At 59.3% G+C, this 25,631-nt stretch carries 19 protein-coding genes; 9 read left to right on the top strand and 10 right to left on the bottom strand.

Features of this window, described 5'->3' with window-relative positions; genetic code table 11:
• Positions 1-137 precede the first annotated feature (137 nt).
• Together moeA and moeB are read left to right on the top strand one after the other, a co-directional pair.
• On the top strand, positions 138-1,370 hold the full coding sequence (gene moeA / locus V1603_RS10320) for a molybdopterin molybdotransferase MoeA (RefSeq protein ID WP_395313874.1): 1,233 nt from the start codon (positions 138-140) through the stop codon (positions 1,368-1,370).
• 1 nt (position 1,371) lies between these two features.
• Positions 1,372-2,124, top strand: coding sequence for a molybdopterin-synthase adenylyltransferase MoeB (moeB, locus tag V1603_RS10315; RefSeq protein WP_395313873.1), 753 nt, complete (start codon positions 1,372-1,374; stop codon positions 2,122-2,124).
• Positions 2,125-2,213: 89 nt separating this feature from the next.
• On the opposite strand, the gene fsa is transcribed toward moeB, so the two are convergent.
• Positions 2,214-2,876: a fructose-6-phosphate aldolase gene (fsa, locus tag V1603_RS10310; protein ID WP_008501195.1), complete on the bottom strand. Its 663-nt coding sequence runs from the start codon at positions 2,874-2,876 to the stop codon at positions 2,214-2,216.
• A 128-nt stretch (positions 2,877-3,004) separates the two neighbouring features.
• Here fsa and V1603_RS10305 point away from each other — a divergent pair, with 128 nt between their 5' ends.
• From V1603_RS10305 to V1603_RS10290, 4 genes are all read left to right on the top strand, one after another.
• Positions 3,005-3,904, top strand: a complete 900-nt coding sequence (locus V1603_RS10305) for a glycyl-radical enzyme activating protein (protein WP_395313872.1) — start codon at positions 3,005-3,007, stop codon at positions 3,902-3,904.
• A gap of 4 nt (positions 3,905-3,908) precedes the next feature.
• Positions 3,909-6,341 carry a formate C-acetyltransferase/glycerol dehydratase family glycyl radical enzyme gene (locus V1603_RS10300; RefSeq protein WP_395313871.1) on the top strand — a complete coding sequence of 811 codons (2,433 nt, stop codon included), beginning with the start codon at positions 3,909-3,911 and terminating at the stop codon, positions 6,339-6,341.
• 193 nt (positions 6,342-6,534) lie between these two features.
• Positions 6,535-7,350: a Cof-type HAD-IIB family hydrolase gene (locus V1603_RS10295; RefSeq protein ID WP_395313870.1), complete on the top strand. Its 816-nt coding sequence runs from the start codon at positions 6,535-6,537 to the stop codon at positions 7,348-7,350.
• Positions 7,351-7,499: 149 nt separating this feature from the next.
• Complete coding sequence (locus V1603_RS10290) at positions 7,500-8,756, top strand: DUF1479 domain-containing protein (RefSeq protein WP_395313869.1); 1,257 nt, start codon at positions 7,500-7,502, stop codon at positions 8,754-8,756.
• Here the strand turns inward: V1603_RS10290 and V1603_RS10285 are convergent.
• Positions 8,753-9,826 carry a LacI family DNA-binding transcriptional regulator gene (locus tag V1603_RS10285; RefSeq protein WP_163330795.1) on the bottom strand — a complete coding sequence of 358 codons (1,074 nt, stop codon included), beginning with the start codon at positions 9,824-9,826 and terminating at the stop codon, positions 8,753-8,755. The genes V1603_RS10290 and V1603_RS10285 overlap by 4 nt on opposite strands.
• A 288-nt stretch (positions 9,827-10,114) precedes the next feature.
• Here V1603_RS10285 and V1603_RS10280 point away from each other — a divergent pair, with 288 nt between their 5' ends.
• Both V1603_RS10280 and V1603_RS10275 read left to right on the top strand, forming a co-directional pair.
• Positions 10,115-11,416 carry an MFS transporter gene (locus V1603_RS10280; protein ID WP_116343402.1) on the top strand — a complete coding sequence of 434 codons (1,302 nt, stop codon included), beginning with the start codon at positions 10,115-10,117 and terminating at the stop codon, positions 11,414-11,416.
• A gap of 17 nt (positions 11,417-11,433) precedes the next feature.
• On the top strand, positions 11,434-13,797 hold the full coding sequence (locus tag V1603_RS10275) for a TIM-barrel domain-containing protein (RefSeq protein ID WP_395313868.1): 2,364 nt from the start codon (positions 11,434-11,436) through the stop codon (positions 13,795-13,797).
• 90 nt (positions 13,798-13,887) lie between these two features.
• On the opposite strand, the gene V1603_RS10270 is transcribed toward V1603_RS10275, so the two are convergent.
• Positions 13,888-15,483 (bottom strand): ABC-F family ATPase, encoded by a 1,596-nt coding sequence (locus V1603_RS10270; protein ID WP_163330792.1) that lies wholly within the window; start codon positions 15,481-15,483, stop codon positions 13,888-13,890.
• Between the two features lie 222 nt (positions 15,484-15,705).
• Between V1603_RS10270 and ldtB the strand changes: the two genes are divergently transcribed.
• Positions 15,706-16,626 carry a L,D-transpeptidase gene (gene ldtB / locus V1603_RS10265; RefSeq protein WP_008501186.1) on the top strand — a complete coding sequence of 307 codons (921 nt, stop codon included), beginning with the start codon at positions 15,706-15,708 and terminating at the stop codon, positions 16,624-16,626.
• 42 nt (positions 16,627-16,668) lie between these two features.
• Here the strand turns inward: ldtB and V1603_RS10260 are convergent, their stop codons facing one another.
• The 7 genes from V1603_RS10260 to V1603_RS10230 all read right to left on the bottom strand — a co-directional run bounded on the left by V1603_RS10260 (position 16,669) and on the right by V1603_RS10230 (position 25,630).
• On the bottom strand, positions 16,669-17,385 hold the full coding sequence (locus V1603_RS10260; protein WP_049122335.1) for a GntR family transcriptional regulator: 717 nt from the start codon (positions 17,383-17,385) through the stop codon (positions 16,669-16,671).
• Between the two features lie 15 nt (positions 17,386-17,400).
• On the bottom strand, positions 17,401-18,723 hold the full coding sequence (locus V1603_RS10255; protein ID WP_116343399.1) for a PTS sugar transporter subunit IIC: 1,323 nt from the start codon (positions 18,721-18,723) through the stop codon (positions 17,401-17,403).
• A 51-nt stretch (positions 18,724-18,774) separates the two neighbouring features.
• The gene (locus tag V1603_RS10250) at positions 18,775-20,151 is read right to left on the bottom strand and encodes a glycoside hydrolase family 1 protein (protein WP_395313867.1); all 1,377 of its coding nucleotides are present in this window, start codon (positions 20,149-20,151) and stop codon (positions 18,775-18,777) included.
• A 150-nt stretch (positions 20,152-20,301) separates the two neighbouring features.
• Positions 20,302-21,342 (bottom strand): aldo/keto reductase, encoded by a 1,041-nt coding sequence (locus V1603_RS10245; protein ID WP_395313866.1) that lies wholly within the window; start codon positions 21,340-21,342, stop codon positions 20,302-20,304.
• Positions 21,343-21,444: 102 nt separating this feature from the next.
• Positions 21,445-22,968, bottom strand: a complete 1,524-nt coding sequence (locus V1603_RS10240; protein ID WP_395313865.1) for an efflux transporter outer membrane subunit — start codon at positions 22,966-22,968, stop codon at positions 21,445-21,447.
• Positions 22,968-24,539, bottom strand: a complete 1,572-nt coding sequence (locus tag V1603_RS10235) for a DHA2 family efflux MFS transporter permease subunit (protein WP_395313864.1) — start codon at positions 24,537-24,539, stop codon at positions 22,968-22,970. The genes V1603_RS10240 and V1603_RS10235 overlap by 1 nt, the downstream gene beginning before the upstream one ends.
• Complete coding sequence (locus tag V1603_RS10230) at positions 24,536-25,630, bottom strand: HlyD family secretion protein (protein ID WP_116343395.1); 1,095 nt, start codon at positions 25,628-25,630, stop codon at positions 24,536-24,538. Before V1603_RS10230 ends, V1603_RS10235 begins: the two co-directional genes overlap by 4 nt.
• Position 25,631: the final 1 nt, after the last annotated feature.

Here is a 25,631-nt window from a genome sequence, read left to right as displayed (position 1 = left end):
GTCGATGAAACTTCAGATGATTTTTGAATATAGAAAGACGCAACAGTGATGTAAAGCGTACACCCATCGGGTCATACAGTTAGCCGCACTTTTCTGCCATAATGAGCGCTTTCGTTGTTACTCCGCAGGAGCCCACCATGGATTTTACCGCCGGACTGATGCCGCTTGAGACGGCACTCACGCAGATGCTTGACCGCATTACTCCCCTGCACGATGTCGAAACGCTGCCGCTTGTGCACTGTTTTGGCCGCATTGCCGCGCGCGATATCGTCTCTCCGCTTAACGTACCGGGGTTCGATAACTCCGCGATGGACGGTTACGCGGTACGCATGGCGGATCTCCGGACGGGTAACGCCCTGCCGGTGGCGGGTAAAGCCTTTGCGGGCCAGCCGTTTAGCGGTGAGTGGCCTGCGGGCACCTGCGTACGCATCATGACCGGCGCGCCGGTTCCGGCTGGCTGCGACGCCGTGGTGATGCAGGAAGAGACCGAGCAGACCGACGACGGGGTGCGTTTTACCGCGAGCGTCAAAGCGGGACAGAACATCCGCCGTACCGGCGAGGACATCACCCTTGGCGCAACGGTCTTTGCCGAGGGGCAGAAGCTGACGGCAGGTGAACTGCCGGTGCTGGCGTCGCTCGGCATCGCGGAAATTGACGTTGTCCGGAAAGTGCGCGTTGCCGTTTTCTCTACCGGCGACGAGCTGCAGCTTCCGGGCCAGCCGCTGCAGGACGGTCAGATTTACGATACCAACCGTCTGGCGGTGCACCTGATGCTGGAGCAGCTGGGCTGCGAGGTGATTAACCTCGGCATTATTCCTGACGATCCGGAAAAACTGCGCGCCGCGTTTATCGAGGCGGATAACGCCGCCGATGTGGTCATCAGCTCCGGCGGCGTATCGGTTGGCGAAGCGGATTACACTAAAACCCTTCTTGAAGAGCTGGGCGAAATCGCCTTCTGGAAGCTGGCGATTAAACCGGGTAAACCGTTCGCGTTTGGCAAGCTCACACACAGCTGGTTCTGTGGCCTGCCGGGTAATCCGGTCTCGGCGGCACTCACCTTCTACCAGCTGGCGATCCCGCTGCTGGCCAAGCTTTCCGGCAACAGCGCCAGCCCGCTGCCTGAACGCCAGCGCGTGCGCGCCGCCACGCGTCTGAAAAAATCACCGGGTCGCCTCGATTTCCAGCGCGGCATTCTGGCGCGCAGCGCGGACGGCGAGCTCGAAGTGAGCACCACCGGCCACCAGGGCTCGCACATTTTCAGCTCCTTCAGCCAGGGCAACTGCTTTATCGTGCTGGAGCGCGAGCGCGGCAGCGTAGAGCCGGGCGAGTGGGTTGAGGTTGAGCGCTTTAACCACCTGTTCGGGGGCTAACATGACGGTGGAGCTGAGCGACCAGGAGATGCTGCGCTACAACCGCCAGATTGTGCTGCGCGGGTTTGACTTCGAGGGCCAGGAAGCACTCAAGGCGGCCAGCGTGCTGGTTGTCGGGCTCGGCGGTCTGGGCTGCGCCGCCGCGCAGTATCTTGCGGCGGCGGGCGTGGGCAGGATGACGCTGCTGGATTTCGATACCGTATCGGTGTCCAACCTGCAGCGCCAGACGCTGCACAGCGACGCGACGGTGGGCCAGCCGAAAGTGGAATCCGCCAGAGCGGCGCTGGCGCGCATCAACCCTAATTGTGAATTCACCCTGATTGACGCAATGCTGGATGACGATGCACTGTCGGCGCAGATTGCGCAGCACGATCTGGTGCTGGACTGCACCGACAACGTGGCTATTCGTCACCAGCTGAATACGGGCTGTTTTGCCCATAAAACACCGCTGGTTTCCGGCGCGGCCATCCGTATGGAGGGGCAAATCAGCGTCTTCACGTACGCCGAAGGTGACCCCTGCTATCGCTGCCTGAGCCGCCTGTTCGGTGAGAACGCGCTAACCTGCGTCGAGGCGGGCGTGATGGCGCCGCTCGTTGGCGTTATTGGTTCGCTGCAGACAATGGAAGCGATCAAAGTGCTGGCTCGCTACGGCACGCCTGCCGCGGGGAAAATCGTGATGTATGACGCGATGACCTGCCAGTTCCGCGAGATGAAGCTGATGCGTAACCCGGGGTGTGAGGTTTGTGGAGGTTAAAGCAAACGGCAACCTTCAGGTTGCCGTTTTAGTGTTTGCTCCCTCTCCCTGTGGGAGAGGTTTGGAGTGAGGGCATCAGGCCGCCCCCGTCAGATCGACGTCCGTCCAAACGCCCCCTGCCAGTCCTGCTCAAATTTCACAATCGCCGCATCCACAGCCGGAGACGTAATAAACTGCTGCGCCACGTCCAGCGGCAGCGTGATGGACTCACACCCTGCCAGCAGGCAGTCCAGCGCCTGACGCGGCGTTTTGAAGCTCGCGGCCAGCACCTTTGACTGCGGGGCGTGCAGCGTCAGCAGCTGTTGCAGCTCAATCACCGTCTGGATCCCATCCCCGCCCTGCGCGTCCACGCGGTTGACGTAAGGGGCTACATACTCCGCCCCCGCCAGCGCGGACAGCATTCCCTGCGCGGCACCGTACACCGCCGTACCCAGCGTCGGGATCCCTTCCGCTTTCAGCATTTTAATGGCAGCCAGCCCTTCCGCGGTCACCGGCACTTTCACCACCAGGTCGTTAATGATGGCCCGCAGCTTACGCGCGTCCTCCACCATCCCTTCGGCGGTGGTCGCCATCACCTGGGCGAACAGACGACCTTTGCCGCCCAGCGCGTCGTGCAGCGCGGGCAGCAACTCGTCGAGCGGCGTTTTACCTGCCGCCACAATGCTTGGGTTAGTGGTCACACCCGCCAGCGGGAAGATACGCGCCAGCTTTTTGACTGCCGCAACGTCAGATGTGTCGAGATAAAGTTCCATGATGTCACCCTCAAAATTAGCCTGCACTTACCCTATCACGACAAAACCTGCTCAGTAGTTGACCTGCATCAAGATAACTTTCATTCGAAAGTCATTTAATCTTCATATGCAACACGAGAGGCGAAATCATGATCTTCAATATTCAGCGTTACTCTACCCACGACGGCCCCGGCATTCGAACCGTGGTGTTCCTGAAAGGCTGCTCGCTGGGCTGTCGCTGGTGCCAGAACCCGGAAAGCCGCTCCCGCAGCCGGGACGTGCTATTTGATTCGCGTCTGTGCCTGGAAGGCTGCGACCTGTGCCAGCAGGCGGCATCGGGCTGCATCGAACGCGCGCTGAACGGGCTGGTCATCCATCGCGAAAAGCTGAGTGAAGAGACGCTTAATGCCCTGACCGACTGCTGCCCGACGCAGGCGCTGACCGTCTGCGGTGAAGAACAGCAGGTCGAGGAGATCATGGCGACCGTACTGCGCGATAAGCCTTTCTACGACCGCAGCGGCGGCGGCATCACCCTCTCCGGCGGCGAACCATTTATGAACCCGGAGCTGGCGCACGCCCTGTTTAAAGCCAGCCACGAACAGGCGATCCACACCGCCGTCGAAACCTGCCTTCACGTGCCTTGGCATTATATCGAGCCGTCATTACCGTACGTCGATCTGTTCCTCGCCGACCTGAAGCATGTGGATAGCGAAGTGTTTAAACAGTGGACCGACGGCTCGGCCAAACGGATCCTGGATAACCTGAAGCGCCTCGCGGCTGCCGGGAAAAAGATCACCATTCGCGTGCCGCTGATCCAGGGCTTCAACGCGGATGAAGCGTCCATTACCGCCATTACCAATTTCGCCGCCGATGAACTTGGCGTCGAAGATATTCATTTTCTGCCGTATCACACGCTGGGCATGAACAAATACACCCTGCTCGGCCAACCCTACTCTGCCCCTGACAAACCGCTGGATAACCCTGCCCTGCTGGACTTCGCGCAGCAGTACGCCTGCCAGAAAGGGTTAACCGCGACCTTACGAGGATAAACCTATGACAACCCTGAATCTCAACACCCTCAGCGAGCGCATTAAAGCCCATAAAATGGCGCTGGTGCATATCGTTAAGCCGCCGGTCTGCACCGAGCGCGCACAGCATTACACCGAGATGTACCAGCAGCACATGGACAAGCCGATCCCGGTACGCCGCGCCCTCGCGCTGGCGCATCACCTGGCTGAACGCACCATCTGGATCAAACACGACGAGCTGATTATCGGTAACCAGGCAAGCGAAGTGCGCGCCGCGCCTATTTTCCCGGAATACACCGTCTCCTGGATTGAGAAAGAGATTGACGATCTGGCGGACCGCCCGGGCGCGGGCTTTGCAGTGAGCGAAGAGAACAAGCGCGTACTGCATGAAATCTGCCCGTGGTGGCGCGGCCAGACGGTGCAGGATCGCTGCTACGGCATGTTCACCGACGAGCAGAAAGGCCTGCTGGAAACCGGCATTATCAAAGCCGAAGGCAACATGACCTCCGGCGACGCGCACCTGGCGGTGAACTTCCCGCTGGTGCTGGAAAAAGGTCTCGACGGCCTGCGCGCCAAAGTGGCCGAGCGCCGCTCGCGCATCAACCTGACGGTGCTGGAAGACCTGCACGGCGACCAGTTCCTGAAGGCGATTGATATTGTGCTGGAAGCCGTCAGCCTGCACATCAAACGCTTCGCCGATCTGGCGCGTGAGATGGCGTCTACGGAAACCCGCGAAAGCCGCCGCGACGAGCTGCTGGCGATGGCGGAAAACTGCGACGTAATTGCTCACGAGCCGCCAAAAACCTTCTGGCAGGCGCTGCAGCTGTGCTACTTCATTCAGCTGATCCTGCAGATTGAATCTAACGGTCACTCGGTGTCATTTGCCCGAATGGATCAGTATCTCTACCCGTACTACCGCCGCGACGTGGAGCTGGACCAGAGCCTGGACCGCGAGCACGCCATTGAGCTGCTGCACAGCTGCTGGCTGAAGCTGCTGGAAGTGAACAAAATCCGCTCCGGCTCGCATTCGAAAGCTTCCGCCGGTAGCCCGCTGTACCAGAACGTCACCATTGGCGGCCAGAAGCTGGTCAACGGTGAGCCGATGGACGCGGTCAACCCGCTCTCCTACGCGATTCTGGAATCCTGCGGTCGCCTGCGCTCCACCCAGCCTAACCTGAGCGTGCGCTACCACGCAGGGATGAGCAACGACTTCCTCGACGCCTGCGTGCAGGTGATCCGCTGCGGCTTCGGGATGCCGGCGTTCAACAACGATGAAATCGTAATCCCGGAATTCATCAAGCTCGGCGTTGAACGCGACGACGCCTACGACTACGCGGCCATCGGCTGCATCGAAACCGCGGTGGGCGGCAAGTGGGGCTACCGCTGCACCGGCATGAGCTTTATCAACTTCGCCCGCGTGATGCTCGCCGCGCTGGAAGGCGGCCGCGACGCCACCAGTGGCAAGGTGTTCCTGCCGCAGGAGAAAGCGCTCTCCGCCGGTAACTTCGACAACTTCGAGGAGGTGATGGCGGCGTGGGATACACAGATCCGCTACTACACCCGCAAATCCATCGAGATTGAGTACGTGGTAGACACCATGCTGGAGGAGAACGTCCACGACATTCTCTGCTCGGCGCTGGTGGACGACTGCATAGAGCGCGCGAAAAGCATCAAGCAGGGCGGCGCGAAGTATGACTGGGTTTCCGGCCTGCAGGTGGGCATCGCCAACCTCGGCAACAGCCTGGCAGCGGTGAAGAAGCTGGTGTTCGAACAGGGCACTATCGGTCAGCAGCAGCTGGCGGCCGCCCTGGCGGATGACTTCGACGGGCTGACTCACGAGCAGCTGCGCCAGCGCCTGATCAACGGCGCGCCGAAATACGGCAACGACGATGACAGCGTGGACATGCTGCTGACGCGCGCCTATCAGACCTACATCGAAGAGCTGAAGCAGTACCACAACCCGCGCCACGGCCGCGGCCCGATTGGCGGTAACTACTACGCGGGAACGTCGTCCATCTCCGCCAACGTGCCGTTTGGCGCGGCAACGATGGCGACCCCGGACGGACGTAAGGCGCACACCCCGCTGGCGGAAGGGGCAAGCCCGGCTTCCGGTACGGACCACCTCGGCCCGACGGCGGTGATCGGCTCGGTCGGTAAACTGCCGACGGAAGCGATTCTTGGCGGCGTACTGCTGAACCAGAAACTGAACCCGTCGACGCTGGAAAACGACAGCGATCGCCAGAAGCTAATGGTGCTGCTGCGCACCTTCTTCGAGGTGCATAAGGGCTGGCATATTCAGTACAACATCGTCTCGCGCGAAACGCTGCTGGAAGCGAAGAAACACCCGGACCAGTACCGTGATCTGGTGGTGCGCGTCGCGGGCTACTCGGCATTCTTCACCGCCCTGTCGCCGGATGCGCAGGACGATATTATTGCGCGTACTGAGCATACGCTGTAACGGTGTATCCCTTAAGGGGAAATGCGCACGCTGATGCCCTCACCCCGCCCCTCTCCCACGGGGAGAGGGAGAAAACACTCAAAACGGCAATCCTGGTTGCCGTTTTGCTTTTACTTTCGAATGAAATTAAATTTGTGCTCCCCGTCACCTTGTTATTAGAATGTTTCAAAACGCAGTGACCCAGGAGCACAGTATGACCGTTAAAGTTATCGTCACCGATATGGACGGAACTTTCCTTGATGATGCCAAGCAGTACGATCGTGACCGCTTCCAGGCACAGTTTGAGCAGCTTAAATCCCGCGACATCGAATTCGTTGTCGCCAGCGGCAATCAGTATTACCAGCTCATATCCTTCTTCCCCGAACTGAAAGACCAGATCTCCTTCGTGGCGGAAAACGGCGCGCTGGTGTTCGACCACGGCGAACAGGTTTTCCACGGCGAACTGACCCGCCATGAGTCGCAGATCGTCATTGGCGAACTACTGAAAGACAAAGGGCTGAACTTCGTGGCCTGCGGTCTGGAGAGCGCCTACGTCAGCGACCAGGCCCCGGACGCGTTCGTGGCGCTGATGTCAAAGCACTACCACCGCTTAAAGCGCATCAGCGATTACCGCGAAATTGACGACGTGCTGTTTAAGTTCTCCCTGAACCTGCCGGACAGTGATATCCCAACTCTGGTGGATAAACTTCACGTCTCCCTGGACGGCATTATGAAGCCGGTCACCAGCGGCTTTGGCTTTGTGGATTTAATTATCCCCGGCCTGCACAAAGCCAACGGCATCAGCCGCCTGCTGAAACGCTGGAAAATCTCCCCGCAGGAGTGCGTCGGCATTGGCGACAGCGGCAACGATGCCGAGATGCTGAAGCTGGTGAAATACTCTTTTGCGATGGGCAACGCGGCAGAGAGCATCAAAGAAATCAGCCGCTACAGCACTGACGACAACAACCTTCAGGGCGCGCTGAACGTCATTCAGGCCATGCTCGACAACCATTCCCCGTTCGACGCCTGATCCTCTCCTCGCCGGAGCCTCGCTCCGGCCTCTCACTCTTTTTCCGTCCTGTGGCTTGCGTCAAGTTTTTAAACTTGCATTAACTTATTTTTAACTTAAAGTATCACTTGTAGATATTTTTACTTTCGAATGAAAGATGCGAGGCGGTTATGACCTTTACCAGTGAAACTTTGCCGGCGGATCACAAAGCGGCAATCCGTCAGTTGAAACGTGAGCTGCGCGCGCAGATCGGCGACGTGCAGGCGGTGTTTAATAAGCTCAGCGATAAAATTGCCACCCGCGTGGCGGAGATCAACGCCCTTAAGAACAAAGGCGAAACCGTCTGGCCGGAGATCCCGTTTGCGGACGTGAAAAACGGCACGATTACCGACGCACAGCGCGAGGCCGTTAAGCGCCGCGGCTGCGCGGTGATTAAAGGTCATTTCCCGCGCGAGCAGGCGCTGGCGTGGGATCGGTCGATGCTCGACTATCTCGATCTGAACAAATTTGACGACGTGTACAAAGGGCCAGGCGATAACTTCTTCGGCACCTTAACGGCCTCCCGCCCGGAGATTTACCCGATTTACTGGTCGCAGGCGCAGATGCAGGCGCGCCAGAGCGAAGAGATGGCGCAGGTGCAGTCGTTCCTGAACCGTTTATGGACTTTCGAGAGCAACGGCAAGCAGTGGTTCGACCCGGACGTGAGCGTGATTTACCCGGACCGTATTCGCCGCCGTCCGCCGGGAACCACCTCGAAAGGGCTGGGCGCGCATACCGACTCCGGCGCGCTGGAGCGCTGGCTGCTTCCGGCTTATCAACAGGTGTTTGCCCGCGTGTTTGACGGCAACGTCGATAAGTACGATCCGTGGAACGCCGCGCACCGTGCCGAAGTGGAAGAGTACACCGTCGATAACACCACCAAATGCTCGGTGTTCCGCACCTTCCAGGGCTGGACGGCGCTGTCGGACATGATCCCCGGTCAGGGACTGCTGCACGTGGTGCCAATTCCGGAGGCGATGGCGTACATTCTGCTGCGTCCACTGCTGGACGACGTGCCGGAAGACGAGCTGTGCGGCGTGGCACCAGGGCGCGTGCTGCCGGTTTCCGAGAAGTGGCACCCGCTGCTCATCGAGGCATTAAGCAGCATTCCGGCACTCGAGGCGGGCGATTCCGTATGGTGGCACTGCGATGTGATCCACTCCGTCGCGCCGGTGGAAAATCAGCAGGGCTGGGGCAACGTGATGTACATCCCTGCCGCGCCGATGTGCGAGAAAAACCTCGCTTACGCGAAAAAGGTCAAGGAAGCGCTGGAAACCGGCGCGTCGCCGGGAGACTTCCCGCGCGAGGATTATGAAAAAAGCTGGCAGGACCGCTTTACCGTGAACGATCTCAACATCCACGGCAAGCGCGCGCTGGGCATGGCTTAACTGTCGTAAAGCCCTTCTCGCTCCACGGCGGTGCGTCGTTTCCCCTGACGTATCCGCCGTACCGATTCCCGCACGGTCAGGGTTCCATTAAGCAACAGCGTTCCCACCGGCGCGTCCGGACGCATCAGCCGCTGCTGGAGCATATGCACCGCTTCGGTTCCCAGCTCGTCGCGGGGCACATGCACCGCCGTCAGCGGCACGTCCTGGATTGCCGCCAGATTAAATCCGTCGATGCTCATCACCGACACGTCCTGCGGCACGCGCAGACCGTGGTTTTGTAATGCGCTGATGGTGCCCGCCGCCATAAAGTCGCCGCCGACCAGAAACGCCGTCGGCAGGTCTTTTCCCTTCTGCTGGTTAAGCCACTCGCTCACCAGCTGCTCCGTCTCTCTGGCGCTGAAGCTTGGCACCACCAGCAGATCGCGTTTATCGTTGAATTTCAGGTTATGAGACTGCCACGCGTCGCGGATCCCCGCCAGGCGCAGCTCCATGGTGTAGCGGCGCAGGCACAGCACGTTCATCACCTCGCGGTGCCCCATCTCGAACAGGTACTCCGCCGCCCGCTCACCAATAGTGCGGTGATCCGGGGCGACGGCAGGCAGGCGCATGCGGCGGTCCCGGCAGTTAATCAGCACGCAGGGTCTCCCCACGTCCACCGCCAGGTCGTGAATATGCGGATCGTCGATGCCGAGAAGAATGGCCGCCTGGGTATCCGGCTCGTTCATGCGCGCCAGAAACAGCTGGGCGTCGCTGTCGTTCTCCTCCAGCGCGCAGTAGCGCAGCCGGACCTCGTGCGAGGCAAGCCCTTTGCTCACGCTCTGGATCACGCGGTAGTAAAAGATGTCGGACCGCTCGTCAAACGCCCGCTGCGGGGCAAAAACCACCAGGCTGTTAAGCAGCAAACGTCCTGCCGCCATGCCGTCCATCACCCCCAGCTCCCGCGCACACGCCAGCACCTTTGCGCGCGCCTTTTCGCTGGTATTCGCTTTACCCGCCAGCACGCGGGAAACCGTGCTGATGGAGAGCTGCGTGCGGGCCGCGATTTCGGTGATTTTTAGCCTTTTGTCCATTTTGTGATCTGGCTCCATTTGCGAAATGAAAAAATTTTCATAGCGTATCCGTCAGGCAAAAACTGCCATGAACGCCATCATGCCAGAGTGTTTTCGTTAGTTATGAGAAATTTTGCACAAAATCCACTTTTACCCTCTCATTTTCTCCCTTAAGGTGAACCTGTCACACAACTTCCATACTAGTTGCATAGCAACTTAAGCAGTTTAAACGGATAGAAATCAAAGGCATAAAAATCTGTGTGACACCTGAACCTCCGTCCCCTTACCGTCCGTCTTGTGGAGAGTCAAATGAGTCAGGACATCAATAATACCGTTGCGACAAGCAAAACCCGTCGCGTCATCAAGAACCTGCGCTGGTACGTACTGGTGCTGTTCTTACTTGGCGTCACCGTTAACTACATCACCCGTAACTCGCTCGGGATCCTCGCCCCGGAACTGAAAGAGAGCCTGGGGATCACCACCGAGCAGTACTCCTGGATCGTCGGCGCGTTCCAGATCGCCTACACCATTTTCCAGCCCCTGTGCGGCTGGCTGATTGACGTTATCGGCCTGAAGATTGGCTTTATGGTCTGCGCCGGGATCTGGGCGCTGATGTGTATCTTCCACGCGGGCGCCGGAAGCTGGCTGCACCTGGCGATTCTGCGCTTCTTTATGGGGGCCTCTGAGGCCGCCGCCACCCCGGCGAACGCCAAAACCATCGGCGAATGGTTCCCGAAATCAGAGCGCCCCGTTGCCGCCGGCTGGGCGGGCGTGGGCTTCTCCATCGGCGCGATGCTGGCTCCGCCTATCATCTACTTTGCTCACGCCTCGTTCGGCTGGCAGGGCGCGTTTATGTTTACCGGCGTGCTGGCGCTGCTGTGGGTGATCCTGTGGTGGGCGTTTTACCACAACCCGGAGCAGCACCCGAACCTGAGCAAGGACGAGCTGGCGTTTATCAAGCAGGATAACGAACCGCCCGCGGTGAAACTGCCGTTTCTGACCGCGCTGAAAACCGTCTCGAAAAACAAACGCTTCTACGGTATCGCCATTCCGGCCTTTATGGCGGAACCGGCCTGGGCCGTGCTGAGCTTCTGGGTGCCACTGTACCTCGCCAAAGAGCACGGCATGGATCTGAAGCAGATTGCGATGTTTGCCTGGCTGCCCTTCCTCGCCGCCGACCTCGGCAGCGTGGCGAGCGGCTACCTGACGCGCCTCTACACCCGCTGGTTCGGCTGCTCCCGCGTAAACTCGGTGGTGGCAAGCTCCGTCACCGGCGCGTTCCTGATGATCTCGCTGGCCATCGTCGCCATTACCCGCGACCCGTATATCACCATCGTGCTGATCTCCATCGGCGGCTTCGGGCACCAGATCATCTCCTGCATGCTGAGCGCCCTGGTCGTGGAGTCGTTCGACAAAGGCCAGATGGCGACCGTCAACGGCATGCGCGGCTCGGCGGCGTGGATCGCCAGCTTCCTGTTCTCGCTGTTAATCGGTGTGACCGCCGACAAAATCGGCTTTAACCCGCTCTTTATTGCCATGGGCTTCTTTGACCTGATTGGCGCTGTCTTCCTGGTAGCATTTATTGCTGAACGTCGCGCCAAGCGCGCCTGATAGTGGATGTATTGCATATGAAAACCCTGAAAAACTGGACCGTAGATAAGCAGTCGGCAAACCATCTGGAACTGCTGGTCGATAACCAGCACCGCCTGTGCCTGTATGTTCTGGAAGAGAACCTGTTCCGCGTGCTGATTAAGCGCAAAGGCGAGCTGGCGCTGGACCGCACCTGGAGCATCGCACCGGAAAAAGACGTGCCGTGGGAAGGCCGTCGTCGTGACGATATAAGCGGTTTCTCCTGCCCGGCCTGGACGCTGACGCAGCAGGATGATGCCGTTACGGTGGCAACGGAGCAGCTGCGCGTGACCGTCCACCAGCCGCTATGGATGGAGTGGCACTACCGCAATGAGGCGGGCGAATGGCAGCCGCTGGTTAATGACCGTCCGACCAGCGCCTACCTGCTGAACGCCCACGGCGACGGCGTGGCGCACTACCTCAGCCGTCGCAAGGACGAGCGTTTCTACGGCCTGGGCGAGAAAGCGGGCGATCTGCAGCGCAACGGCAAGCGCTATGAGATGCGCAACCTCGATGCAATGGGGTACAACGCGACCAGCACCGACCCGCTCTACAAGCATATTCCGTTCACTATCGCCCGCCGCGACGACGTGAGCTACGGCCTGTTCTACGACAACCTGAGCAGCTGCTGGCTGGATCTGGGCAACGAGATCGACAACTACCACACTGCCTACCGCCGCTGGCAGGCGGAAGCGGGCGATATCGATTACTACATTTTTACCGGCAGGCGCGTGCTGGACGTCACCAAAGCCTTCGTGCGCCTGACCGGGAAAACGCTGTTTGGGCCAAAATGGAGCCTGGGCTACAGCGGCTCAACCATGCACTACACCGACGCGCCGGACGCCCAGAACCAGCTGATGAACTTTATCCGCCTGTGCGAAGAGCACGCCATTCCGTGCGACTCGTTCCAGCTCTCCTCCGGCTATACCTCCATCAACGGCAAGCGCTACGTCTTCAACTGGAACTATGACAAGGTGCCGCAGCCGAAGGTGATGAGCCAGGCCTTCCACGACGCGGGGCTGAAGCTTGCGGCCAACATCAAGCCGTGCCTGCTGCAGGACCATCCGCGCTATAACGAAGTGGCGGAGAGCGGCCTGTTCATTCGTGATTCAGAAACTGATGCACCAGAACGTTCAAGCTTCTGGGATGACGAAGGCTCGCACCTCGACTTTACCAACCCGCAGACGGTGAAGTGGTGGCAGAACGGCGTCACTACCCAACTGCTGGAGATGGGCATCGACTCCACCTGGAACGACAACAACGAATATGAAGTGTGGGACGGGGAAGCGCGCTGCTTTGGCTTCGGCAAGGAGATCGCCATCAAGCACATTCGCCCGGTAATGCCGCTGCTGATGATGCGCGCCTCGCTGGAAGCGCAGCAGCGCTTTGCGCCGGAGAAACGTCCGTATCTCATCTCCCGCTCCGGCTGCGCCGGGATGCAGCGCTACGTTCAGACCTGGAGCGGCGATAACCGCACCAACTGGGACACCCTGCGCTATAACATCCGCATGGGGCTGGGCATGAGCCTGTCCGGGCTGTTCAACGTCGGCCACGACGTGGGTGGTTTCTCCGGGGATAAGCCGGACGCCGAGCTGTTCGTGCGCTGGGTGCAGAACGGCGTGATGCATCCGCGCTTTACCATTCACTCATGGAACGATGACCACACGGTGAACGAGCCGTGGATGTATCCGGGCGTCACGCCTGCTATTCGCGGCGCGGTTGAGCTGCGCTACCGCCTGCTGCCGTACCTCTACACCCTGCTCTGGCAGGCGCACGCCGACGACGAGCCGATGCTGCGCCCGACCTTCCTCGACCACGAGCACGATACGCAGACCTTCGTAGAGTGCGATGACTTCCTGCTGGGCCGCGACCTGCTGGTTGCCAGCGTCGTCGAAGCCGGGCAGCGCGAGCGCCGCGTCTGGCTGCCGGATAACGCCACCGGCTGGTACGATTTTTACACCCACGCGTGGTATGCGGGCGGCCAGTCGATCGTTCTCGACGCGCCGCTGGAAAAACTGCCGCTGCTGGTGCGCGCCGGTGCCGGTCTGCCGCTGAGCGAGCGCATTACCCACGTATCCGCTGAAAAAGACGACACCCGCGAGCTGAAGCTGTTCCCGGTGAAGGGCGTCGGCACCACCTCCGGGCTGCTGTTTGAAGACGACGGCGAAAGCTGGGGCTATCAGAACGGCAATGCGCTATGGGTGGAATGGGAAATGGTGTGCGATGGCGCAACCATCAACCTGAAGATCAACGCGCGCGGGGATTATCGTCCGGCGTGGAAAGCGCTGAAGGTGTCGTTGCCTGTAGGGGAAAAACGTAAGCTGCTGGTGAACGGGATTGAAGGGAGCGAGTGGGTGGTGTAGTGCGGCCTGATGCCCTCACCCTGACCCTCTCCCACCGGGAGAGGGAATAGAACGTAGGCCGGGTAAGGCGAAGCCGCCACCCGGCTTTTTTTAGTTCTCGATACCTTTACTGCGCAGGTAATCTTCGTAGTTACCGGTGAAGTCCACCACGCGCTCTGGCGTAATTTCGATCACGCGGGTCGCCAGCGAGCTGACGAACTCACGGTCGTGAGAGACGAAGATCAGGGTGCCCTGATACATCTCCAGCGCCATATTCAGCGATTCGATAGATTCCATATCCAGGTGGTTAGTCGGTTCGTCCATTACCAGGATATTCGGTTTTTCCATCATCAGCTTGCCGAACAGCATGCGGCCTTTCTCACCACCGGAGAGCACTTTGGCCGGCTTTTTGATGTCGTCCTGGCTGAACAGCAGACGACCCAGAATGCTGCGCACCGCCTGCTCGTCATCGCCTTCCTGCTTCCACTGGCTCATCCAGTCGAAGACGGTGAGGTCGTTTTCGAATTCGTATTCATGGTCCTGCGCGTAGTAGCCAATCTGCGCGTTCTCGGACCATTTCACGGTGCCGTTGTCCGGCTGCAGTTCGCCGACCAGGGTTTTCAGCAGTGTGGATTTACCCACGCCGTTGGCGCCCAGAATGGCAATCTTCTCGCCCACTTCCAGCAGCAGGTTGAAGTTTTTAAACAGCGGGCCTTCATCAAAGCCTTTGGTAAGGGCTTCCACTTCCAGCGCGTTACGGAACAGCTTCTTGTCCTGCTCGAAGCGGATGAACGGGTTCTGACGACTGGAGGCTTTAACTTCTTCCAGCTTGATTTTATCAATCTGACGCGCACGTGAGGTCGCCTGACGCGACTTAGAGGCGTTGGCACTGAAGCGGCTGACGAAGGACTGCAGGTCCGCAATCTGCGCTTTCTTCTTGGCGTTGTCCGCCAGCAGACGCTCACGCGCCTGGGTGGCCGCCGTCATGTACTCGTCGTAGTTGCCCGGGTAAACGCGCAGCTCACCGTAGTCCAGATCCGCCATGTGCGTACAGACCATGTTCAGGAAGTGACGGTCATGCGAGATGATGATCATAGTGCTGTCGCGGTCGTTCAGCGTCTGCTCCAGCCAGCGGATGGTGTCGATGTCCAGGTTGTTCGTCGGTTCGTCGAGCAGCAGGATGTCCGGGTTAGAGAACAGCGCCTGTGCCAGCAGCACGCGCAGCTTCCAGCCAGGGGCGACTTCGCTCATCGGACCGTAATGCTGTTCAACCGGAATGCCTACGCCCAGCAGCAGCTCGCCCGCACGCGCTTCCGCAGAATAGCCGTCCATTTCGCCGTACTGCGTTTCCAGATCGGCCACTTTATAGCCGTCTTCTTCGCTCATTTCGGCCAGCGCGTAGATGCGATCGCGCTCCTGCTTCACTTCCCACAGCTCCGCGTGCCCCATGATCACGGTGTCCAGCACGGTGAACTCTTCAAAGGCGAACTGATCCTGACGCAGCTTACCGATGCGCTCGTTAGGGTCGAGCGACACGTTGCCGAGCGTTGGCTCCAGATCGCCGCCGAGGATCTTCATGAAGGTGGATTTTCCGCTACCGTTGGCGCCAATCAGGCCGTAACGGTTGCCGCCGCCAAATTTGACGGAAATGTTTTCGAACAGCGGCTTACTGCCAAACTGCATAGTGACGTTGCTGGTAACTAACACGGGGAGATTCCTGCGAAAAGTGTGATAAACACGGCATTATGCCACAATTCCGAATTGAGATCCCGTGTTGCGGCAATCCACTAAACTTTAACAAAATCGAAAAAAATGTGATTTCGTACACATCTGAATTCCCTGTTAGCGGGAATGCACATATAATGCGCTCCCATCACAGATTCAGACTTATCAACTCATCGCCAGAATGGCTTAGATACCTCGCACAACATGAACATGAAATTAACAACGCTTTTTGCGGCGGCGTTAGCCGTAGTAGGTTTTTGTAAGACCGCGTCTGCGGTGACGTATCCCCTGCCGACCGACGGAAGCCGTCTGGTGGGTCAAAATCAGGTAGTGACGGTACCTGAGGGTAACTCTCAGCCGCTGGAGTATTTCGCCGCACAGTACCAGTTGGGCCTGTCTAACATGCTGGAAGCGAACCCGGGCGTTGACCCGTATCTGCCAAAAGCGGGTACCGTGCTGAATATTCCTCAGCAGCTGATCCTGCCGGATACCGTTCATGAAGGTATCGTAATCAACAGCGCCGAAATGCGTCTGTATTACTACCCGAAAGGCACCAACACCGTTATCGTGCTGCCAATCGGTATCGGCCAGCTGGGCAAAGACACCCCGCTGAACTGGACCACCAAAGTCGAGCGTAAGAAAGCGGGCCCAACCTGGACCCCAACCGCCAAAATGCACGCGGAATATATCGCTGCGGGCGAACCGCTGCCCGCCGTTGTGCCAGCCGGCCCGGATAACCCAATGGGTCTGTACGCGCTGTACATTGGCCGCCTGTACGCTATCCACGGCACCAACGCCAACTTCGGTATCGGCCTGCGCGTAAGCCACGGCTGCGTGCGCCTGCGTAACGACGACATTAAGTTCCTGTTTGAAAACGTGCCGGTCGGCACGCGCGTTCAGTTCATCAACGAACCGGTGAAAGCGACCTCTGAGCCAGACGGCAGCCGCTACATTGAAGTGCACAACCCGCTGTCCACCAGCGAAGACCAGATTAATAACAACGAGATCGTACCGATTACGCTGAACAGCGCGGTGCAGTCCGTGACCTCTCAGCCTGACGTGGAAACCACCATCGTCGACCAGGCGATTCAAAACCGCTCCGGTATGCCGGTTCGTTTGAATTAACAGAGAAAAATTAAAAAAGCGGGCTTCGATGCCCGCTTTTTTTTACCCGTTATTCACGATCACGATCCCGCCGTGGTCGTAGCGATAGTGGCAGTGGGCATACTCCAGCGCTGTGCCGTCCTCCAGATAAATCACCTGCTCCACTTCCAGCACCGGATCGGTCTGCTCGCAGACCAGATGCTCTCTGTCCAGCGCGTTTGGCTTTAGCGCCCTCACCACCCGGTACGATCCCATAATTTTCAGCCCCAGCGTCTCCTGAACGTACTGGAACACCGAACCTTCAAGATGGCTTTTCGTCAGGCCGGGCACCAGATTCATCGGCATTACCGTGGAATCCAGCGACATGGGTTCACCGTTTAGTAAGCGCAGGCGGATAAAGTCATAGACAGGCGCATCGGCGTTAATCATCAGCGACGCCTGCTCTTTCTCGTTCGGGAAGCGCAGTTCGAAGTGCACCACCTGGCTGGTCACCGTCCCCAGATGTTCCCAGGTTTTGGTGGCGCCGAAGTAGTCGCTGCCGGAGAGATCCCACTGCGAGAGTTGAAGGAAATTTTTGCGGATAAACGTTCCCTGTCCCTGGCGGGTATAGACCAGACCTTCGACGATCAGCTGGCGCATCGCCTGCTGAATGGTCATCCGGCTGGTGCTGAACTCCGCCGCCAGTGCAAACTGGTCCGGCAGCGGTTCATTGGCGGCGTACTGCTGGCTGATGATGCGTTTTTTAATTTCCCGCGCTATGGTGATGTACTTCGCCGCCATCGTCCTTCCTTTCAGTTAGTTTTCTATCCCGCTGTTTTTCATCGCCACTCTCTCGGCAATCTTGAGGAAAGGCAGGTAGAAGAATACACCAAATACGATGATTGCCAACTGCACCACCACCGCGCGCCAGTCCCCCGCCGTCGCCAGCCAGGCGCTGAGAATTGGCGGAGTGGTCCACGGGATCATCACCACGCAGCGCGACATTAATCCCAGCGTGGTACAGAGCCAGGCGAAGTAAATGCCGATGGCGGGCAGCAGCACAAACGGGATCATCAGCGGCAGGTTAAACACGATCGGCAGGCCGAAAATGACCGGCTCGTTGATGTTGAACAGACCCGGCGCCAGCGACAGACGCGCCACCTGCTTAGCCGACTTTTGTCGGGAGAAGATAAAGATGGCGATCAGCAGCGATATTGTGCTGCCCGTGCCGCCCACCATGCCAAACGTCGGCACGAAAATGTTGTTGATGATATGCGGGATGGGTTGACCGTTGGCGAAGGCCAGCATGTTCTCGTTGGTGTTGATCAGCAGGAACGGCTCCAGCACCACGCTGTTAACGACTGACTGATGAATACCGAGGGTGAACAGAAAGTTACCGAAGCTGTAGATGAAAATCGTCCCCGGCAGGCTGGTGTTGATCAGCCGCAGCGGCTGCTGGATAAAGGTCGTAATGAGATGGATCAGGTCCGTGTGCAGAACGTTTGCCAACAGCGCCGCCAGCACGGCGAACACCGACAATGTAAGAATGGTTGGGATCAGCGCGGTAAAGGATTTGCTCACCGCCGGCGGCACGTTCTCACCCAGCGAAATGTGCAGCGCCTTCAGGCGCGAAATAGCGATAAACAGTTCCGTTGAGAGCAGCCCAATCAGCACCCCGGCGAAAATCCCGGTTGAGCCAATATTGGCGAACGTCAGCACCTGAGTGACGTTCACCACGGCGTCGCTACCGACGGGCGTAAGCTGCAGGCGCATCGGCATCATGATGATGAAGCTGCTGACGGCGATGACCACTGCCGAGACCGGATTGTCGAAATCTTTGTTGCGCGCCAGCGACCAGGCAATCATCGGGGCCAGCAGCAGCGCGGCGATGTTCAGCGTGCCGTTGATAATCGCCTCGCCCCACACCTTAAACTGCACGAGCGTCTCGCCGTGAAAAATCCACGGAAACACCACGTTGTTCACCAGCACCGCCAGACCGGCGAGGATGAAAATGGGCATCACCGTGGCGAAGGCGTCGCGCAGGGAGCGCAGGTGCACCTGGTTTGCCAGGCGCGCCGAGAACTCAACAAATTTATCGACAAAGGACTGCATGTGCGGTGTTATTTTTGCTTCAGACATAGCGGATAGTTCCCATCAATCAGTCACAAAAACGGCCCGGCAGCGTACGGCTTACATCTCGCGTCCGTTGGTATGAATAACCTGTTTTAACCACGCGTAGCTCTTCTTCGGCACGCGCTTGAGGTCTTTCAGGTCGTGGTTTTCCCGGTTGACGTAGACCACACCGTAGCGCTTACGCATGTCGCCCTGGGAGCTGAGAATGTCGATTAAGCCCCAGCCGAGGTAACCGATCACCTCCGCCCCGTCCTCGAACATCGCCGCCTTCATCGCGTCGATATGCGCCCGGTGGTAGTCGATTCGGTAGGTGTCCTCAATCGGGTTCATGCCGTCCCAGGACTCAATCACCCCGATACCGTTCTCGATCGGGAATACCGGCATCCGCCAGTCGTTGGCGTAGCGGGTGATGATGGTGCGAAAGCCCAGCGGATCGATCTGCCAGTTCCACTCGGTGGCCTTCAGGTACGGGTTGTTTTTATCGCCGTGCAGGAGGTAATAGTTCACCGGCGTGCCTTCCGGAATCGCATCGCTGTCCAGCGTTTTGCTGGCGTAGTAGCTGAAGGCCATAAAGTCGTTTCTGGTTCTTGCGAACAGGGCCAGATCCTCGGCACGGTAAATATCGCCAAACCCTTCCTGCTCCACCACCGCCATCACCGCCGGGCTGTAGCCCTGCCCGGCAAAGACGCGCAGCAGGTTCTGGTTGAGGAACTCGTCGTACTGCTGGGCGCAGAAGATATCGCGCGGTTTGCAGGTGGCCGGGTAGATCAGCTGGTGCGCCAGCATGCCGCCCATCAGCTTGCCCGGTTTGGTCTGGTGCAGATACTCGGTCAGCGCCATGTGCGCCACCATGGTGTGATGCTGCAACTCGTAGAGCTCGCGCAAGGTTTTCTCGCCTTTCATGTAGCCGGAAATGCGGAAGGCTTCCGGCATATGGAAGATGTTCTGCTCGTTGAAGGTCAGCCAGTACTTCACCCGGTCGCCGAAGCAGTCGATCATCTTTTTGCCGTAGCGGATAAAGGCGTCCATCACGCGGCGGTCGTTGAAGCCGTTGTACTCCTGCGCCAGCGCCAGCGGCATATCGAAGTGGTACAGGCAGATCATCGGCTCGATGCCGCGGGCGATCAGATCGTCAATAAAGCGGTCGTAAAACGCGATGCCTTCGTCGTTGAACGCGCCGTCACCCTGCGGACACACGCGGCTCCAGGAGATCTGGAAGCGGTAGCAGTTCATGCCCAGATCCTGCATCAGGTCAAAATCTTCCCGGTAGCGATGGTACGAATCGGTCGCCACTTTCCAGTCGGAGATGTTTTCCCCGGCTTCGCGAATGTCGTACACCGACATGCCCTTCCCGCCCTCGTTCCAGGCCCCTTCCGTCTGCATGCTGGATACCGAGTTGCCCCATAAAAAATTGGCCGGCAGCGATTTGTTCATGCTCTCTCTCCTTATATGACTAGTCATTTAAATATTCATGACTAGTCATATAGTCGAAGATAAAATGGCGATCAAAGAGGAGGATCGTTTTTTGTGAGCGATGCGGAAAAAAAGCCCCGGTAAGCGAAGCGTCACCGGGGAAAAGGAAGGTTACTGCTGCGCGAGCTGGTTACGACGATATTCGCCCTGGCGCTCCAGCATCCAGCCCGGGTATTCGCGCGGCAGCGCGCTCACCGCATCAAGCTGCTTAAGCTCGTCTTCGCTTAAGCGGATCCCGGTCGCGGCGATGTTGTCGTCCAGCTGATCGACACGTTTCGCACCAATAATCACGCTGGTCACGGCTTTTTGATGCAGCAGCCACGCCAGCGCGATTTGCGCGACGGAGACGCCCTTGCTTTCGGCAATCGTGCGCATCACGTCCACGCAGTCGAAGGCGCGGTCTTTATTCACCGGCGGGAAGTCGAACTCCAGACGGCGGCCTCCGGTTTCGCTCGTCCCGTCGCGGCCATATTTTCCGCTCAGCAGGCCACCCGCCAGCGGGCTCCAGACCATCAGCCCGACGCCTTCGCTCTGCATCATCGGTACCAGCTCGCGCTCAAGATCGCGCCCGGCGATGGTGTAGTAAGCCTGCAATGACGCAAAACGCGCCAGCCCCAGACGCTCGGAAATCCCGAGCGCTTTGGCTATCTGCCACGCCGCCCAGTTCGAGACGCCGATATAGCGCACGTGGCCGTGCTGCACCAGGTTATCCAGCGCATAGAGCGTCTCTTCAATCGGCGTTGCGGGGTCAAAGCCGTGAAGCTGGTAGAGATCGATATGATCGAGCTGCAGGCGACGCAGGCTCTCCTTCACGCTGCTGATGATGTGATAGCGCGAGCTGCCGCGCGAATTCACCCCCGCGGTGCCCGTTTCGCCGAACACCTTGGTGGCAACCACCACATTCTCGCGCGGGACGTTGAGGTTTTTCAGCGCCTGCCCGAGGATCGCCTCCGAGCGCCCTTCCGAATAGACGTCGGCGGTATCGATAAAGTTGATACCCGCATCCAGCGCGCGCCCCACCAGCTGTTCGGCTTCGCTCTGCTGCAGCTGGCCAATTTTTCCCCACATGCCGCCTTCACCGCCGAAGGTCATGGTGCCGAGGCACAGTTCAGAAACAAACAGTCCGGTGTTGCCCAGTTTTTGATAACGCATAAGTTAATCCTCGCATGTCGATTGGGTACCCGATAGTTATACCCGCCCCTCAGTCATCGCGAATGTGGCGTTCCTGTCCGTTTCTTGCCCAATCCTCTGAATTTATCCGCGCGGGGCGTCACCAAAGACGCTGTAATCCGGGAGCTGCACCTGCTGATAGGGCTCCCAGCCGCCGCCGAGCGCCTTGTAGAGCGCCACCAGATCGAGCGCACTCTGCACCTGCGCCTGCGCGCGCTGCTGCTCGGCCTGCGCCAGCTGTCGCTGGGCGTCCAGCACGTCGATAAAGCTGGCGATCCCCTGCCGGTAGCTATCGCTCGCTAAATCAAAGGCGTTTTTCAGGGCGTCGATGGTTTTTGCAAGACCCGCTTCACGCTGCTGGTCGGTGCGATAGCTCACCAGCGCGTTTTCGACATCCCCGAGCGCGGTCAGGACCGTCTGGCGATAGTCCAGCACCGCCGCCCCCTGCTGCGCGCGCGCCACCTTGACGCTGGAGACCAGCCGCCCGCCCTGGAAAATGGGAATGGAGACCTGCGGCCCAAAGCTGTAGAAGTGGCTGCTCCAGTCGGTCAGCCAGTTGCTTTCGCTGTTACGCAGGCCAAACTGCCCGGAGAGCGTAAAGCTCGGGAAAAGCTCCGCCACCGAGATGCCGATTTGCGCCGTCGCGGCGTGAAGGTTCGCCTCCGCTTCGCGCACGTCCGGACGGCGGCGCGCCAGCGTGGACGGAATACCCGTTTGTACGATATCCGGCAGCGCGGGCATTGGCTGCACGCTTTGCAGTTCCGCATCCAGCGCTCCCGGCGGCTTGCCGAGCAGGATCGCCAGGCCGTTCATCGCCTGGCGCTCCTGCGCCTGATACTGCGGTAGCTGCGCTTCGAGGTTGCCCAGCTGCGCCCGGGCGTTTTCCACATCCATCTGCGGCGACAGCCCGCCCCGCTGGCGGCTTTCGGTCAGATCCAACGTCTGCTGGGCGCTTTTAATCTGGGTATTCAGGGTGGCAATAATGCTCTGCGCCCCGCGCAGCTGTAGCCACGCGCGCGCCACTTCGGCTTCCAGCGACACCAGCGCGTCATTACGCTGCTCTATCGCCGCCTTCTGCTGAGCCTCCGCCGCCTCCACCTGACGGCGCACCTTGCCCCACAGATCGATTTCCCATTGGGCGTCGAAGCTGCCCTGGTAGAGGTTAATCGGCTGCGTCAGTGGCCCCAGCGCGCCTCTGAGTTCAGGATCGACATTATCCAGCTGGTCGTAAACGCCGTGGGATTTCAGCTCCCCTTCCAGCCCGAGCTGCTGGCGCGTCGCCTGCAGATTGCCGTTCACCGACGGGAAAAATGCCCCGCCCGCCTGGTTAATCTGTTCACGCGCCCCGGCGATGCGCAGCACCGTCTGCTGCAGCGTCAGGTTTCCGGCGATGGCGCGCTCAACCAGGCTGTCGAGCTGCGGCGAACCGAAGGTTTTCCACCAGCGGGGGTTGGTCGCGGCGGAGGTGGTTTGCGATTTCACCGCGCTGTCGCCCTTATCGTTCCAGTGCGTAACAGCGGGCGGCGCAGGCTGCTGGTAGTCCGGCCCGACGGCGCAGCCCACCAGCAGCATCACTATCATCAGGGGGTGTAAACGTCTGTGTATCATCAATGTGCTCCTGCACTCCCCTCGCTCTTAACCGGCGAGAGCAACAAACAAAACGGAATCAGTAACAAGGCCACCGCGCTCAGGATGGTGAAGACGTCGATGTAGGCCAAAAAGCGCGATTGCTCGATCATCGTCTGGTACATCCTCCCGGTGGCTATTCCCGTAGGGTCACCCACCTGGGTGGTGAAGTTTTGAATAGCCTGCGCGCTCTCGTGTATCGCCAGCTGGAACTGCTCGTTGAACGGCGAGGCGTGGTACGCAAGGTGCGCGCTGTGCGCCTGCGCGCGCTCGGTGATGGCGGCCGTCGAGAGCGAAATCCCGATGGACCCCGCCACGTTGCGGAACATGGTAAACAGAGCCGCCGCATCGGCGTTGAGCCGCCTCGGTATCGAGATAAAGGCGATGGTGGTGAGCGGCACAAACAGGAACCCCAGACCTATCGACTGGGCGCTGCGGAACAGCACCAGCGTTTCGAAGTCGATATCCGGCGTCAGCGTGCGCGACCAGAAGAACGACACCGCCAGACAGGTAAAGCCAAAGGCGATGATCCAGCGCGTCTGCACCACCGGCATCAGCTTCAGCACCAGCGGGATGGTTAACACAATCAGCACCGCCCCGGGCGAGAGCACCAGCCCGGACCAGGTGGCGGTATAGCCCAGATCCTGCTGCGCCAGCTGCGGGATCACCACCGAGCTGCCGTAGAGGATCATCGCCATCCCCGCCATCAGCAGGCTGGAGATCGCGAAGTTGCGGTCTTTCATGCAGTGCAGATCCACTACAGGCTTTTTGGCATACATCAGCCAGTAGATTGCGCCGATAATGCCGACCAGCGTCAGCACCGCGAAGGTGCGGATAAAGTTCGAATAGAACCAGTCGTCATCCTCGCCCCGGTCGAGCATCACCTGCAAACAACCGAGACCAAGGGCGATCAGGCCGATCCCTGTCCAGTCAATTGTCAGCTTCTCTTTTGATTTGCTCTCCCACGGCGGATCTTCCAGCAACTGGTAGATCGCCAGCACCGTGACAATCCCCACCGGGATGTTGATAAAGAACACCCAGCGCCAGGAGTAGTTGTCGGTGATCCAGCCGCCCAGCGTCGGGCCGAGCACCGGCGCAACGATAATCGCGATCGAGGAAAGCCCGAACGCTTTGCCCCTGTCCTCCGGCTTGAAGTAGTCGAGCAGCACCGACTGCTGGGTGGGCTGTAGCCCGCCGCCAAAGAAGCCCTGCATCACGCGGAACAGGATAATTTGCCACAGCTCGGTGGCAATGCCGCACAGGAACGAGCAGATGGTAAACATCACGATGCAGATCAGGAAGAACTGCTTGCGGCCAAACAGGCGACTGAGGAAGGCAGAGATGGGCAGCACGATGCCGTTCGCCACCAGGTAGCTGGTCAGTACCCAGGTGGATTCGTCATAGCTGGCCGAGAGCGACCCCGCCACGTGCGGCAGCGCCACGTTGACGATGGTGGTGTCCAGAATTTCCATAAACACCGCCAGGGTGACGACAATCGCCACCGCCCACGGATTGCTGGCGGGCTTCCAGTTATCGTGGCTGTGATCCGTCATTCCACGGTAACCTTCGGTTCAACCGACAGCCCCAGCGGCAGCGGCTTGTTTGGATCAAGACCTTTATCAATGACGATTTTTACCGGCACGCGCTGAACAATCTTCACAAAGTTACCGGTGGCGTTTTCCGACGGGAAGGCGGAGAAGCGCGAACCGCTGCCCTGCTGGATGCTGTCGATATGGCCCTCAAGTTCCATATCCGGCCAGGCATCCACGGAGACGCTGACCTTATCGCCGGGCTTCATGCGCTCAAGCTGGGACTCTTTAAAGTTCGCCACCACCCACACGTTCGGGGAAACCAGCGAGAACAGCGCGGTGCCCGCCTGCACCAGCGTGCCGGGCTGCACGTTGCGTTTGGTGACAAAGCCGTCGAACGGAGCGCGGACTTCGGTGTAAGAGAGGTTCAGGTTGGCGGTTTCCAGCTGCGCTTTGGCCTGATCGACCTGACGCTCGCGAGCTTCGACGTTGGTCTCCTGCTGTCGAATTTGCAGCTGAACCTGCTCCGCCACTTCCAGCTGCGCCTGGGCGCTGGCCAGACCGGCCTGGGCGCTGCGTAGCTGAGCATTCGCGGAATCAATACTTTGCTGGGTGGTCGCGCGCGGGTCGACGCCGCGCTGGCGACGGTACTCTGCCTGCGCGTTCGCCAGATCGGCCTGCGCTTTCAGCACCTGCGCTTTAGCTTCATCACGCTGGGCGGGATACTGCACTTTTGAGAGCGCCAGCTGCGCCTGGGCCTGATGGAGCTGCGCGATAGCCAGCCCAAGCTGGGCCTGAGCCTGATCGCGCTGCGCGGTGGTATCACGCGGATCGATGACTACCAGCAGGTCGCCCTTTTTCACACGCTGGTTATCGCGCACGCGCAGCTCGGTAACGTAGCCCGCCGTCTTGGGGGCAATCGTCACCACGTCGCCGTCGGTAAAGGCGTCGTCGGTCGTCTCTTCGTTACGGGTTAAAAACCACCAGACCAGCGCCACAACGACCATTACCACCACGACAATGCCGAGGATAATTAACGGTTTCTTGCCCGGGCGCTTACGCTCATTATTGTTTTTGTCCTGCTCGTCAGCAGGCGGGTTTTGATCTTCAGCCATA

It is taken from the genome of Enterobacter sp. ECC-219, from assembly GCF_043966805.1.
GTDB classification, from domain to species: domain Bacteria; phylum Pseudomonadota; class Gammaproteobacteria; order Enterobacterales; family Enterobacteriaceae; genus Enterobacter; species Enterobacter cloacae_N.
Note: the sequence above shows the minus strand (reverse complement) of the source record. Positions and strands in the feature narration are given on the sequence as shown.